Raw genomic sequence first — 14,399 nt, forward strand, 5'->3', positions numbered from 1 at the left:
GGGGAGGGCGCGTGCAACGCCGCGCCAGCCGGTCCGCCACTGGCACTCCCTCTCAATAACCGATGAATTGCATCATCCAAGGAGAACGCTATGGACGACCAAAAACCCGACAGCGCAGGCAAATGTCCCGTGCCGCACGGCAATGCCGCGCATCGCCCCGGCAACCGCGACTGGTGGCCGAACCAGCTCGACGTGCAGGTCCTGCACGGTCACAACGTCCGCTCCGATCCGATGGGCGAAGCGTTCGATTACGCCGAAGAGTTCAAGAAGCTCGATTTCGAAGCGCTGAAGAAGGACCTTCATGCGCTGATGACCGATTCGCAGGAATGGTGGCCGGCCGACTTCGGTCATTACGGCGGTCTCTTCGTGCGTATGGCCTGGCACAGCGCCGGCACCTATCGCATCACCGACGGCCGCGGCGGCGCCGGTCAGGGTCAGCAGCGTTTCGCGCCGCTGAACAGCTGGCCTGACAACGTCAACCTCGACAAGGCCCGCCGCCTTCTCTGGCCGATCAAGCAGAAATACGGCAACAGCATTTCCTGGGCCGACCTGCTGATCCTCACCGGCAACGTCGCGCTCGAATCCATGGGCTTCAAGACCTTTGGCTTCGCCGGCGGCCGCGCCGACGTCTGGGAGCCGGAAGAGCTTTATTGGGGCCCTGAGGGCACCTGGCTCGGCGACGAGCGCTACAGCGGCGAGCGCGAGCTCGCAGAGCCGCTCGGCGCCGTGCAGATGGGCCTCATCTACGTCAACCCGGAAGGCCCGAACGGCAATCCGGACGCGCTTGCCTCGGCCCGCGACATCCGTGACACCTTTGCCCGCATGGCGATGGACGACGAAGAAACCGTCGCGCTGATCGCCGGCGGCCACACCTTCGGCAAGACCCACGGTGCAGGCGATGCATCGTTCGTTGGCGTCGAGCCGGAAGGCAGCGCGATCGAAGACCAGGGTCTCGGCTGGAAGAGCACCCACGGCTCGGGCAAGGCTGGCGATACGATCGGCAGCGGTCTCGAAGTCACCTGGACGCAGACGCCGACGCAGTGGAGCAACTACTTCTTCGAAAACCTCTTCGGTTTCGAGTGGGAACTGACCACCAGCCCGGCCGGCGCCAAGCAGTGGGTCGCCAAGGATGCAGAAGCTTCCGTTCCCGATGCCTTCGACGCCTCGAAGAAGCATCGCCCGACCATGCTGACCAGCGACCTCGCGCTGCGCGTCGATCCGATCTACGAAAAGATCTCGCGCCGCTTCCTGGAAAACCCGGCTGAGTTCGCCGATGCTTTCGCCCGCGCCTGGTTCAAGCTGACCCACCGCGACATGGGACCGAAGGCCCGCTATCTCGGACCGGAAGTTCCGGCTGAAGACCTGATCTGGCAGGACGTCGTGCCCGCCGTCGATCACAAGCTGATCGACGATGCCGACATTGCAGCGCTCAAGGAAAAGGTTCTGGCGACGGGTCTTTCCGTGCAGGAACTGGTCTCGACCGCCTGGGCATCCGCGTCCAGCTTCCGCGGTTCCGACAAGCGCGGCGGTGCGAATGGCGCACGCGTCCGTCTTGCTCCGCAGAAGGATTGGGAAGCCAACCAGCCGGCGCAGCTCGCCAAGGTTCTCGGCGTTCTCGAAGGCATCCAGAAGGACTTCAACGCTGCCCAGACCGGCGGCAAGAAGATCTCTCTTGCCGACCTGATCGTTCTAGCCGGTGCTGCCGGTGTCGAGAAGGCTGCAAAGGCTGCCGGTCAGCCGGTCAACGTTCCCGTTACGCCGGGCCGTACCGATGCGTCCGAAGCACAGACCGATGCGGCATCCTTCGCCGCACTCGAGCCGCGCGCCGATGCGTTCCGCAACTATGTCAACGGCAAGCGCAAGCAGTTCATGAAGGCTGAAGAGGCCCTCGTCGACCGGGCGCAGCTTCTGACGCTGTCGGCACCCGAAATGACGGTGCTGATCGGCGGTCTGCGCGTGCTGAAGGCCGGTGCTCCCGAGCACGGCGTCTTCACCTCGCGTCCTGAGACACTGACCAACGACTTCTTCGTGAACCTGCTCGACATGGGCACGAAGTGGGCACCGCTGGCAGGCAAGGACGGCGTCTACGAAGGCCGCGACCGCAAGACCGACGCCGTCAAGTGGACCGGTACCCGCGTCGACCTGATCTTCGGCTCGCACTCGCAGCTGCGCGCCATCGCCGAAGTCTACGGCCAGTCCGACGCCAAGGCGAAGTTCGTCAAGGACTTCGTTTCGGCCTGGAACAAGGTCATGAACGCCGACCGTTTCGATCTCGTCTGATCGATCGAAAATTGCACTGGACGCGGCCCCTGCCGCGTCCAGTTCACGGCAGCTCCGTCGGCTAAGCCGTTTTATTCCTGACTAATTTACGACGGGATTAATCACATTTTTGGGACACTGTGTTCCGCTCCCGGGGGTAGAAAATATCCGTTGCGAGGCGTAACAGTGGATTCGTGATATATCGCTGTTGGCATCTTTTGCCACGCGAGTGACAAGACGGCCGTACGGTAAACGCACGGCGGTCGATCCCGAAAACAACGCGAAGAGTTCTTTTCACGTCCACTGTTCCGCGGCGCCACCTCCCAGGCGCTCACGCGGGCGTCCGCATTGATAATTCCTCCCGAAAAATTGCTATTCGACACTGATCATGACCACACCTTGCCCCGAGTTGTTTAAAACCCTCTTCGGCATCGCCTCCTATCCCGCTGCGCGGGAAATGGATGAAAGCGACCTGATGCCGAGCCAGACCTTCAGGAAGGCGCTGCGCATCGTCCTGACGATCGCCTATAACCAGACGCTGTCGCGCACGACGCCGCATCGCAAGATCCGCCGGATCGGCGGTATGGGCGCGCACGACGCCGATGCCATCCTCGATCTCCTCAAGTTCGCCGATATCGTCTCCGGCGATGACAACGGCTACCGGATCACCCGGTCGCTGCGCATGGTTTCGCTTGCTGAGATCTATGCCGCCATCACGCCGGCGCGGATGCTTCCGAAGACCAGCTTCGATCATCTCTATGACGCGATCATCGACAAGGCCCGGACGGCGGCTATCGCCGATCTCGACGGGATCGACCTGTCGTCGACGCTTGCCGATCTGCTCGGCACCGAACATGGCGCGAGCCTTGAGATGGCCGAGCGCGGCCACTAAGACCTGCAATCGCCGATTTTGTATCAATCGGCGATAGTGGTTCTGGATTTTCTGCTGTTTCAGCGGTATGTCACAATTGATGAGTGACACACGGTTTCCAACAGCGCTGCAAATCGTCGTGACGGTCGCGGTCAATGAGGCCGCGGGCGTTCGCACGACCAGTCCGCAATTGGCAGCCAGTCTCGATACAAATCCCAGTTTTGTCCGGAAAATCGTTTCGACCCTGTCGAAATCGGGGATACTCATTTCCTCAGACGGCGTCAGTGGCGGTATTCGCCTGGCGCGTCCGGCGCCCGATATCAAGCTTCTGGAGATTCATGGCAGCGTTCTGCCGGAACAGAAGGCGTGGTCGGCACGCGAAAACATTCCCACCATCTGCTCGGTCACGCGCAATATCAGCGCAGTATCCGACCAGCTCAGCGCCCGGGCCGACAAGGCTGTCGCCGGCGTGCTCGAAGGCGTTACGGTCCAGGATTGCATCGACAGGATCAATCAGCTCGACCGCGCCGCGCTCACAGCCGCCTCGCATTCCTGAAAAGCACTCATAAAAAAGAAGCCCGGAGGGAAATCCGGGCTTCTTCACTGTGATCGGAGGTCAACCAGATCACATGACGTGCGTCTCTAACCGCACGTCAATTCATTAGAAGTCGCGCTGCAGGCGGAAGAAGCCTTCAACCCAGTCAGCGTCCTTGCGGCCGTCGACGGTCTGATTGCCGTAGTCTTCCTTGACGTAGGTAGCAGCCAGCTTGGCGTTCAGGTTTTCAACAACCTGGTAGTCAAGCGTAACGCCAGCGCGCCACATGTTGCCGTCATCCCACGAGCCATCAGCGTCGGTCACGATGTTGTTCGTGTACTGAGCAGCCGGGGTGATGGTGAACTTGTCGGTTGCCTTCAGAGCGTACTGAGCGACAACGGTCCATTCGCCGTTAGCGTAGTAAGCGTTGCCGCCGTTGCCTGCATCGCCGAGACCGCTCGACCAGATGGCTGCGATTTCAGCCTTGCCCGGGCCAACGTCTGCGCCGATGCGAGCCGTTACAGCACCTTCCTGGTTGCCGGCGTCATAACCACCGTAAACAGCCCAGGTGAAGTTCGAGAACTTGCCACCGACAGAAGCGTCGACGCCGAGCGTGTTGCCGTGCTGGTCAGTGTTGCCCATGAAGAGCGAGCTGCGCGGCGAGGTGGTGTTCGTACCAGAGTTGCCGTTGAGCTCTTCGAGAGCGGCACCAGCGTAGAAGTCGCCGGCGTCGTACTGGTAACGGATAGCGTTCGTGTTGGTCACGTTCGCCATCGCATCGGTTTCGCCCGAGAAGTCGTCGTCCCACCAGCTGGTGAACTTACCAACGCGCAGGCCAGCGATGTCGATGTATGCCTGGTCGATAACGGTGGCGTTCTGGTTGCTGCCGAGAACGGTCGAGCTGCCGCCCGTGAGGCCACCGATGTCAGCATCGGCGCCGCCGCGGAAGTTGGATTCGAGAACGATGCGGCTCGTCAGCGTGCCGTACTCGGTGTCGCTCTTGGCGTCGAAAGCGACGTGAGCGCGGGTACGAGCCTGCCAGTCTTCCTGGGTGTTGTCCTTGTAAGCGTCGCCAGCGCCGAAGCCGACGTCGAAGCGGAGGTAGCCACCGATCTTGAGGCAGGTTTCGGTGCCCGGGATGTAGAAGTAACCAGTGCCGTAGGCGTCGCAAACGCGAACGTATTCAACAGCTTCCGGCTCAGCTGCAACAATGGCGTCGGCCGCGTATGCGCCGGACACCGAGCTCAGCGCAGCCGCCGAACCAATGAGAATAGAACGAATGTTCATAGCAGTTCCTTTTTCAATCGGGCGCAGGAAATCGCGCCGAGAAATCAGCGTCAAAAACCCATCCCAGTTTTGTCGAATCCCCTCGGGGGAAAGCGGCAACCCGCGAGTATTTGGATCGCACATCGCTCAAACCGTATCAAGCTAAGATACGGTTGAGTCACGCTGTTGCCGACCCCTGTTGCCAAAACGACACAAAATTGCCTTGTGAAAGCGCAGATATGGGAGGAACTGAGGGCGGAAACAAGACGTTGATGATTGAAAAACAACGAAAATCCGGGCCGCGGCGGATTTTTGTGCTGCCGAAAAGACGCTTTCAGCAAAGATTTGGACATAACCTATATAAAAGCTGGCTATTTCGTTGCGTGCCCACGCTTTCGGCGTTATTTGGCAGTAGCGAAAGCATATGGCGCGGATTGTGCAGGGCTATCGAAGATGTTGACGAAAAAGGGAAAGTACGGGCTCAAGGCGCTTGTCGATCTGGCGAAGCTGGCGCCCGGCGAGACGGCCTTCATCAATGATGTTGCGGCGCGCAACAATATCCCGAAGAAGTTCCTCGATACGATCCTGCTCGAATTGCGCAATGTCGGCATCCTGCGCTCGAAGAAGGGGCCGGGCGGCGGCTACTCCCTGTCGAAGCCTGCTTCCGAGATCAGAATCGGTCATGTGATCCGCACGCTAGACGGCCCGCTGGCGCCGATTCGCTGCGCCAGCCGCACGGCTTACGAAGCCTGCGACGACTGTTCGGATCCCGAAACCTGTCATGTGCGGAGGTCGATGACCGAAGTGCGCGATGCGATTGCCGATATTCTCGACAACATGACGCTGGAACAGTTCGTCGCCAAGGGTGGCAATCTTGCTGACGGCGGCGAGGACGAGGTGCTGCCGGTTTCGGCTGCCAGCTGATCAGATTTCCCAGCTATGGCTGTAATGGGCTGCCGCCTTGGCATGCAGGCGTTCGAGCTTGCCGCCGAGCGCCCGGATGCGGGCATTGCGCCAGTGGCGGTCGAGATTGAGGCCGATGCCTCCCGTATCCCCCTTGGCGATTTCGAAGATTGCCGTCGCGGTGCGCAGCGCGAGCTCACTCGCGTGCGCTTGGGCGGCTGTGGCGGAGAATTCGGCGTCGGCGATTGCCGGGCCTGAATTGATCTGCGCGATATCGAGCCGGTGACCGGCGCGCTCCAGAAGGGCGGCTGCCGCCTCGATGCCGACGATCAGGGTGCCTGCCGCGGCCGGGACGGCGCTTGTCTCCTGCAATTCCGACAGAACAGCGCGGGCGATGCCGAGATCGACCCCGGCATTGAGCAGGGCGGTCATCGCTGCTGCCGGTGTGCCCTGCCGGACCGCCGCATCGGCTCGGGCCTGGACATTTTCGGCAACGAGCAGCGCGGTTCCGTTGGTGCGCTGTCCGAAACCGTCCCAGCTGTCGACGGATTGCAGTCCCTCGCTTCGGCGGTTGACGTAGAGGAGCTGGTTGTCCGCCGCGCCTGATATCACCAGCCAGTCGGCAAAGAGCACGCCCGGCGCCTGCGCGCTGCGGCCGTCGATTCGATGGCCGAGCGGCAAGTTGGTGATGGAATCAGCGGGAAATGATGCCGTGGCGAAGCGGTCGCCCGATAGCGCCCGCGAGAATAACAGCCGCTGCAGATCTTCGCCGCCGTGCAGCCGCAGGCCTTCGAGCGCCGCGAAGTGGATCGCCAGGCATTCGCCGATCGAGGCGTCGCCCTCGGCGATGATCGCGACGATCTCGGCAAGCAGCGCGTTGCTGACATCAAGGCCCTCATATTCCGGGGGAACGGTGATTCCGGCCAGACCCGAGAGCGAGAGGGCATCGAGTTCCGGGAAGGGGAGAATGCGGTTGATATCGCGCTCGCTCGATTGGCGGCGGAAGCCGGCGGCGAGCCTGCGGGCGGCGGCCACGGCTGCCTCCTCGCTCTCGATCCGGTCGGCCGGCGGTCTCAGCCGGTCGTGCAGTTGCGATATCGTTCCCATCGGTCATTCTCTTCCTGATGCCCGTATGAGTGATCGATCCTACCTCGATTGATAAGGCCGGTTTTTCTACAAAATCGGTATGGTTTGAATTTTTCTACCGGCTTGTCAGCTGCGGCACTTTGCCTAACTATCTCGTAAAGCTCACAATTCGAACGTCACCGCTTCCAGCATCGCCCGGGATCGATTATGGCTCACTCTTTCGCAGACGACGACCGTGAGGTTCAGACCATGTCACCGCCAGCCCGGCAGCGCCTCCAATTCGATCCAGGCGACATGCCGATCTATGCAATCGGGGATATCCACGGCCGCCATGACCTTCTGGAGATGGCGGAGCATACGATCATCAGGGATGCGGCGCGCCTTCCGGGCCGCAAGCTGATCATCACGCTCGGCGACTATATCGACCGCGGTCCGTCCTCGGCGCAGGTGATTTCGCATCTGATGATGCCGCCTCCGGAGAATTTTGATCGCATCTGCCTGACCGGCAATCACGAAATCATGATGCTCGATTATATCGACGGCAAGATTTCCTACACCGAATGGATGCGGATGGGCGCCGATGCGCTGCTGCGGTCCTATGGGCTCGATCCCGATCATCTGCCGCTGATCTTCCCGACGACCTCGAAGCTCGACACCTTCATTCGCCAGTCGCTGCCGAAGTCGCATATCGATTTCATGCGCGACATGCCGATTTGCGCGGATACGCCGGACATCCTCTTCGTCCATGCCGGGATCGATCCCGGAGTGCCGCTCAGCATGCAGAGCGACGAGGACCTGGTCTTCATCCGCGACCGCTTCTTCTATGCCGACCGGTCGCTGCCGAAATTCGTGGTGCACGGCCACACGCCGGTGCCCGAGCCCGATATCCAGCCGATGCGGCTCAATCTCGACACCCGGGCCTTCAAGAGCGGCAGACTGACCGTCGCCAGGTTCTGGCGCGGTCAGGTCCACATTTTCTCCACCTGATCAGGCGTTGGTTTCCGCCGGCTCCGGCTTGCGCGGCATTTCCTCGGTATAATAGCTCACATATTTCTGGCGGTAGCGTTCGGTACCGCCGAAATTGCTGAACTTGCTGAGCTCAGACATATCCGTCTTGTTGAGGATGACGCCGAGCACTTTCTGCTTGATCTGCGGTTCGGCGTTCAGGATGTCGCGGACGACCGTCGTCGGCGTCTGGCCCCATTCGGTGACGAACAGGAAGCCGTCCACCTGCGGTGCAAAAGCCTTGGCGTCGATGACGGGGCCGAGCGGCGCCAGGTCGACGACGACATAGTCGAACATCTTGCGGGCATTTTCCATCAGGTTGAACATGCCCTGCGATGCGAGCAGCTCGCTCGTATGCATCAGGTTGTCGTTGGAAACGACCGGCAGGATCGCCAGCTTGGTGCGGTTGTCGACCTTGACGGCGCTTGCCCACGGGATTTCGCCGAGCACGGCTTCGACGAGGCCTTTTTCCGGTGGCTGCTTCAGCATGCGGGTCAGGCCGGGATTGCGAAGGTCGGCGTCGATCAGCAGCGTGCGCTTGCCGCTGGAGGCGAGCAGTGCGGCGAAGTTCGCCGCCGTCGTCGACTTGCCTTCGCCGGGCAGCGCTGAGACGACGCCAATGACGCGGTCCGACTTGCCCTGGAACATCACGTCGCTGGCGAGCTTGGCGTTGCGCAGCGTTTCGGCAAAGACCGAGCGCGGCGCTTCGAGGACGATGCGCATGATGCGCTCGAAGCTGGCGCCGTCATCGGCCACCGTCTCCACCGGCTTGGGTAGGGGCTCCTTGCGTGGCTTGAAGACCTTGCGCTCCTTCGGTGGCTTGCCGACCAGCGGCAGGTAGCCGAGGAATTTCAGGCCGAGAATCGTGCGCACATCGCCTTCGACGCGGAAGAAGCGTTCGCGGAATTCCTGGAACGCCGTCAGAGCGCCGCCGGCCATGAGGCCGAGCACGATGGCGAGACCGAGCGTCATGGTCTTCTTCGGGCTGGAGGGCGATGCCGGAACGCCGGCCTCGGAGATGACGCGGGCCTTGGCGATCGGGAAGGACTGCTGCTGCGACGCCTGCTCGTAGCGGGCGAGGTAGGATTCGTAGAGCGTCTTCAGCGCCGTTGAGCGCTGTTCCAGATCGTTGAGCTTGACGACCGACTCGTTGGATTCGGAGTTCTTGCCCGTCAGATGATCGATGTTCTGGCGCAACGATGCTTCGCGCGAGCGGGCCACTTCGAATTCGTTGCGATAGCTTGAGGTCAGCTGCTGCAGTTCCTGGAAGATCTGGCGGGTCAGGTCTTCCTTTTCGGAACGCAGCTGGACAGCCTGCGGGTGGTCGGCGCCGAAATTGGTGGTGATCTCAGCTTCGCGGCGGCTGACATTGATGTAGCGCGTGCGCAGGTCCTGGATCACCGAATTGTCGGTCTGGCCGGACGAGATCGCGGCATTGTTGACGGCGCCTTCCGGTCCCTGATCGACGATCGACTTGAACTGGTTGTAGCGGGCCGAGGCGCTGGCGGTATCGGCCTGGGCGACGATCAGCTGCTTGTTGAGGTCGGCGAGCTGCTGCTCGGACATCAGTTCGCCGTTGGCCGAGGTCAGGCCGTTCTGGCTCTTGAACTTGGCGACGTCGAGTGCGGCTTCCTGAGAGCGGTTGCGCAGGTCGGCGAGGCGCTCCTGCAGCCAGACGGAGGCGCGTTCGGTGGCGTCGAAATTGGCGTTCAGCGTGTCGTTCAGATAGGCGTCGGCATAGGCCTTGGTGATGCGCGCGGCGAGCAGCTTGTCGGTCGAGCGGAAGGAGACCGCGATGACCGAGCTGCGGGTAACGCGCGAAACGTTGAGCGCCTGCTGCAGCAAGGCGGCAGCCTTCTGGCGGCGGCCTTCCTTGGCGTCGTCGTCGGAGACCGGCGGGCCGCCTGGCGTCAATGCGCTGACGACGACCTTGAGGCCGGATTTGACGAGATCGACGGGACCCTGGCCGGGATCGAGAATCGTCTGGTTTTCCGAGAGGTTCTGGGCGTCGACGACGCGCAGCGCCAGTTCGGTCGATTTCAGGATTTCGACGGCGCTGGCGATCTGCATGTCGACCTGCTGGGAGCTGGCGGCGGGCGCCTGATCCTCGGCATATTTGGTCATGCTGTCATCCAGCAGGATCTGCGTCATCGAGGTATATTGCGGGGTCGCAAACAGCAGGTAGACGGCGGCGACTGCCACAAGTGCGGCAACGCAGAGCGCAATCGAACCGGCCCGGCGGATCACAATGGCGATCAGGCGATCGATGTCGATAAAGCTATCGGAATCGTCAGGGGCCTTCGGAACTGTGCTGTGCAGGGTCAGGTTTCGTTGATTCATGGGCTCTTATCCTTTGCGCGAGCGCGAAGCGCCGCCTGTGACTGTGATTTCCGTATTCTGAGCGGCAGCGCCGCGAAGGGCCGCCGTCATGCGGTTGAAACGGACTGCGATGGGCATTCTGAGATGGGCAACGGCCAGCGGATCGCGCCAGGCCGCCCGGATCGCTCCCGAGAGGGAGCGGCGCTTGATGCTTTCGACCAGTTCGAGAAAGGCATGCGCCTGGCGGAGGCTGCGGGCACGGAATTTATGGGCGGCCGTTGCCGAGGCATCGAGGCTGTGACGGGCAAGAAACCGGCGGTCGCCTTCCATCATCGCCTCGATATGATCGAGACGAAGGACGCGGGAGATCGATCCCTCGCGGATGTGATAGTTGTAGCCCGGCTCCGGTTCGAAAACGCAGGTGGCGCCGAGCGCCATCGCGGAGGCGAGGAAGAGATAGTCTTCGCCGATGCGCAGGTTCTCATCGAAGCGCAGGCCATGCCGCTCGATAAAGGCGCGCTCGAAGACCGGCTTCAGGTAGCCGAAATTGTGCTCGTTGCGGAACAGTGCGTTGGAGCGGATGAAATTCGCAAGCGTCAGCTCCGGCGTCGTGGCGAGAGCGGCGGGCGAGAACATGGTTTCGGGTGCCGTGCCGTCGGCGCGGATCACCCGCATATTGTCGACGGCGATCTGGGCACCCGCTGCTTCGGCGCGCGCGATCATGCGCTTCAGGCGATCCGGCTCGATCGTGTCGTCGGCGTCGAGGGTCGCCAGCCAGCGGCCGCGCGCGGCATCGATCGCCGCATTGCGGGCTGCCGAGGGGCCGCCGTTCTTTTCGAGTGCGATGAGGCGGACATTGCCGCCATAGGCAGCAGCGACCGCACGCGTCGCATCGCTCGAGCAGTCGTCGGCGACGATGATTTCCACCGTCACATCCGTCTGCGCCAAACCGCTGCCGATCGCCTTGTCCAGCGTTTCGGCAGCATTGTAGGCTGCAATGATAAAGCTGATGTCGGGCAGCTTTTCGCTCATGCAGCCCCCTCGACAGCGCCGTATTGGCGGATTTCGCGAACGCCGAGCAACCCGCTGACGACGCCGATATGCATCGTGCCGCGCAGCGCATAGCGATAGCGCGGAACCGGAACGAGGACGCAGACAGCCGCGACACCGAGGCAATAGCCGGCCTTGGCGGTGGCGAGGCCGATATGCTTCAGGCGGGCGAAACCGCTGTTCTTTTCCTGCAACAGGCGGCCATGCGTCTGGCCGAAGCGGAAGCGGCGCTTGGCAAGCCAGGAGAGGCCGGCGCGGTTTTCCGAAACCGGTTCATAGACATGGGCTTCCGGCGCGAAGGCGATCTTGCCGCCGTCGTGATGCATGTAGCTGAAGAATTCGGTGTCCTCACCGCCGGTCTTGCCGAGCGCAAGGTTGAAGCGGCGGCCGGCGACGCGCGGCGAATTCAGATTGAGCAGAACATTGCAGGTATAGCCGGTGCGGATTTCGCCATCGACCCAGACGGGCAGGGTGGAGTGGAAATCGCCCTCACGCATCCAGGCGGGGGCCGTCTGCGAATAGACGCTGCGGACAGGGCCGAGCACGGCATCGGCGCCGCTCTTTTCAGCCGTGTGCAGCAGCTCTACCAGCCAGTTCTCGGATGCGTCCTCATCGTCGTCGATGAAGGCGAGGTAGTCGCCCGTCGCATTTTCGAGGCAGGCGTTGCGGGCGATCGAGATGTTCGATGCCGGGCAATGCACATAGGCGATCTCATGGGGAATGGTCGAGCGCAGCGCCTCGACGCGGCCCTCGGCGCTCCGGGTCTGGTCATTATCGGCAACGATGATGCGCAGCCTGGCATTCTCGGGGACGGCGAGGACGGCGAGCGAAAGCAGGGCTTCGTCCAGCGACGCGCGCCGGTATGTGCAAACACCAATGTCGATCTGCATGATCTGGTCCTTCATCAGGAGACCTTCCGGTTGCGGAAGCTCAGGAGCTCCATCCAGAAACCGGCCGACCAGGCGAAATGCATCACCATGGCCGAGAAGGCCGCGAGCGGCCCGTAAGGATTGCGCTGGCCGACGGCCATCCAGAAGCCGTAGCCGACGCAGGCGATTGCCCACAGGCTGAAGGGGATCACGGCGATCCAGTTCAGCACGGCAAGAAACGCACCGATGAAGACCGGCACGACAGCAAGCGGCAGCATCTGACGAAGCTTCGGCAAGTTGCCATGCTTCAGGATGTTCTTGGCGCGTCCCCGGCCGTAGCCGAGATATTGCCGGAAGAGCGTCTTCACGCTCGAACGCGGATAGTAGATCATCCGCGTCTTGTCGGTCATCCAGATGCCGAACCCCGCCTTTTTCAGACGGTAGTCCAATTCCGCGTCCTCATTATGGCTGAATGTCTCGTCGTAGCCGCCGACCGTGTCGAAGGCGTTGACGCGCATCAGCGCGTGGTGGCCGTGATCGGTCCAGTGGCCCTCGGCGCCCTCGCGATGCTTGGAGCCGCCATTGCCGAGCTTGGAGTTCTGGGCGAAGGCCGTTGCCTTCTGGAAAATGCCGAAGCCGACCGTCTCCATGGCGACGACGACGGAATCGGCTTCCGTCAGTTCGGCTTCCTCGACGAGGCGCTGGCAGTAATCGTCCGGATAGTCGCCATGCGCGTCGATGCGGATGAAATATTCGTAGTCGCGGCCGAAGGTGTTGACGGCGAGATTGATCGCGGCGCTCTGCAGCCGGCGCGGATTGTCGAGCAGGATGATGCGCGGATCGCTCTCGCTGATGCGGGCGACGATCTCGCGCGTGCCGTCGGTGCTGCCGCCGTCGGCAACGACGATGCGGGCATTGAGCTCATCGAGCGCCGGATCGAGCTTTTCGATCAGCGGCTCGATATGCTTTGCTTCGTTCAGGCAGGGAATGATGATGAGGCTGGAGACGCTGGAACAAACATCAGTCTTCATTGCAGTCAACCCTTCTTGATCTGCGGGAGCAGGGACAACGGAACCGGCGGCGCGCCCCTCGGCAGCGGCCGGAACAAGATTGGAGAGCGTTTCGACCAGCGCGCGGCAATCGGCGCGGTCGGTCATCCAGGTGCGGCGGTCGGTGGCTGAAACCGCTGCGGAGAGCGCGCCGTAATGCTCGGCCGTCAGCCCCTCGAACATCGCCTGCAGCGCGACTGCGGATGGTTCGCCGAGCGTCAGGCCAAGACCGCGCGATGCGACGAAGCGATTGGTCTCTGTGCCCTCGACGGTGATCGGCACGCTGCCATAGAGGCAGCCTTCATAGAGCCGGTTCGGCAGCAGCCAGGAGGAGTTCTGGCCCTCCTCGAAGAAGTCGATCGCCCAGGAGAAATGCACCTCGCCATAGATATCGGCGAGATCCTCCGGGTTTTTGTAGGGGCCGCGAAAGCTGAGATAGGGCTCGTTCGCGACGAAGGCGTCGAAATCCTCGAATTCGGAATAGGCCGGGCGTCCGCGCAGGATGACCTCGACGCGGCCTTCCATGCGGCGGGTGAAATCGGCAAGCAGTTTCAGCGACTTGCGGCAGCGGAGCGCGCCGAACCAGCCGATCTTCCAGGGCTCGCCCTGTTGCGGCGGCAGGCGCAGCGAGGTGGCCTGCGGCATTCCCGCCAGCGAGAGCACCTTGTTTTCCAGAAGCGCGATCGGCGCCTTCAGGGCCGATTTCGGGGCAAAGTAGTTTTCGATGAAGGCCGGCGAGCTCGTCAGGATCAGGCGGGCGTTGCGGCCGAAATGGGCCTCGGCCCGGCGCAGCGCCTTGCCCGGTGCCTTGTCGCTCAGGAGCAGGCGGTGGATGTCGAGGCATTCATAGACGACGGGCACGCCGCCGAAGATTGCGCTCGCACGATCGGCGACGGCCAGCGCTTCCAGATTGCGGCCGATGATGACATCGGGTCGCTCGACGCCCTTCAACAGTCCGCGCAGACGGATTGCCGTTTTGGCGACCGCGCCTATACGCTGGGCGAACCTTCCGTCCGCCGTGCGGCCGAGCTCGACCGGCTTTACTCCGCTCACCTCCGCAAGTGCATTGTCGCCGCGGCGGAAGCCGGCGAGGGTGACGGCAGCGCCGCCCTCGGTCAGCATCAGCACGCGGCGGCGCACGGCCGGATCGGCCAGATCATGCACCAGATAAAGGACTTTCAGCATCA

General features: G+C 62.3%; 11 protein-coding genes and 1 pseudogene. 5 read left to right on the forward strand and 7 right to left on the reverse strand.

Annotated features, from left to right (window positions below; translation table 11 throughout):
• Positions 1 to 90 precede the first annotated feature (90 nt).
• The 3 genes from katG (at position 91) to ACODR6_RS23560 (ending at position 3,686) form a co-directional block, all read left to right on the forward strand.
• Positions 91 to 2,280: a catalase/peroxidase HPI gene (katG, locus tag ACODR6_RS23550; RefSeq protein WP_203428146.1), complete on the forward strand. Its 2,190-nt coding sequence runs from the start codon at positions 91 to 93 to the stop codon at positions 2,278 to 2,280.
• Positions 2,281 to 2,647: 367 nt separating this feature from the next.
• On the forward strand, positions 2,648 to 3,151 hold the full coding sequence (locus ACODR6_RS23555) for a hypothetical protein (RefSeq protein WP_130284070.1): 504 nt from the start codon (positions 2,648 to 2,650) through the stop codon (positions 3,149 to 3,151).
• Between the two features lie 79 nt (positions 3,152 to 3,230).
• The gene (locus tag ACODR6_RS23560) at positions 3,231 to 3,686 is read left to right on the forward strand and encodes an RrF2 family transcriptional regulator (RefSeq protein WP_162708777.1); all 456 of its coding nucleotides are present in this window, start codon (positions 3,231 to 3,233) and stop codon (positions 3,684 to 3,686) included.
• A gap of 105 nt (positions 3,687 to 3,791) precedes the next feature.
• Here the strand turns inward: ACODR6_RS23560 and ACODR6_RS23565 are convergent, their stop codons facing one another.
• Positions 3,792 to 4,952, reverse strand: a complete 1,161-nt coding sequence (locus ACODR6_RS23565) for a porin (protein WP_203428147.1) — start codon at positions 4,950 to 4,952, stop codon at positions 3,792 to 3,794.
• Between the two features lie 432 nt (positions 4,953 to 5,384).
• Between ACODR6_RS23565 and ACODR6_RS23570 the strand changes: the two genes are divergently transcribed.
• Positions 5,385 to 5,855, forward strand: coding sequence for an RrF2 family transcriptional regulator (locus ACODR6_RS23570; RefSeq protein WP_112720013.1), 471 nt, complete (start codon positions 5,385 to 5,387; stop codon positions 5,853 to 5,855).
• Here ACODR6_RS23570 and ACODR6_RS23575 read toward each other — a convergent pair whose 3' ends face one another.
• Entirely contained in the window at positions 5,856 to 6,941 is a 1,086-nt protein-coding gene (locus ACODR6_RS23575) for an acyl-CoA dehydrogenase family protein (protein WP_489024719.1), read from the reverse strand. It lies immediately after the preceding gene.
• A gap of 228 nt (positions 6,942 to 7,169) precedes the next feature.
• Between ACODR6_RS23575 and ACODR6_RS23580 the strand changes: the two genes are divergently transcribed.
• Positions 7,170 to 7,907 carry a metallophosphoesterase gene (locus ACODR6_RS23580; RefSeq protein WP_489024899.1) on the forward strand — a complete coding sequence of 246 codons (738 nt, stop codon included), beginning with the start codon at positions 7,170 to 7,172 and terminating at the stop codon, positions 7,905 to 7,907.
• On the opposite strand, the gene ACODR6_RS23585 is transcribed toward ACODR6_RS23580, so the two are convergent.
• From ACODR6_RS23585 to ACODR6_RS23605, 5 genes and pseudogenes are all read right to left on the reverse strand, one after another.
• A complete protein-coding gene (locus ACODR6_RS23585; protein WP_489024721.1) occupies positions 7,908 to 10,265 on the reverse strand; it encodes a polysaccharide biosynthesis tyrosine autokinase in 2,358 nt (785 codons plus the stop codon).
• Between the two features lie 6 nt (positions 10,266 to 10,271).
• Complete coding sequence (locus tag ACODR6_RS23590) at positions 10,272 to 11,276, reverse strand: glycosyltransferase family 2 protein (RefSeq protein ID WP_489024723.1); 1,005 nt, start codon at positions 11,274 to 11,276, stop codon at positions 10,272 to 10,274.
• Positions 11,273 to 12,199 (reverse strand): glycosyltransferase family 2 protein, encoded by a 927-nt coding sequence (locus ACODR6_RS23595; protein WP_449099674.1) that lies wholly within the window; start codon positions 12,197 to 12,199, stop codon positions 11,273 to 11,275. Before ACODR6_RS23595 ends, ACODR6_RS23590 begins: the two co-directional genes overlap by 4 nt.
• A complete protein-coding gene (locus tag ACODR6_RS23600) occupies positions 12,199 to 13,194 on the reverse strand; it encodes a glycosyltransferase family 2 protein (RefSeq protein ID WP_489024901.1) in 996 nt (331 codons plus the stop codon). The genes ACODR6_RS23595 and ACODR6_RS23600 overlap by 1 nt, the downstream gene beginning before the upstream one ends.
• 60 nt (positions 13,195 to 13,254) lie before the next feature.
• A pseudogene (locus ACODR6_RS23605) lies at positions 13,255 to 14,397 on the reverse strand (glycosyltransferase family protein); the annotation flags it as partial.
• Positions 14,398 to 14,399: the final 2 nt, after the last annotated feature.

The organism is Rhizobium sp. FG96 (assembly GCF_057808655.1).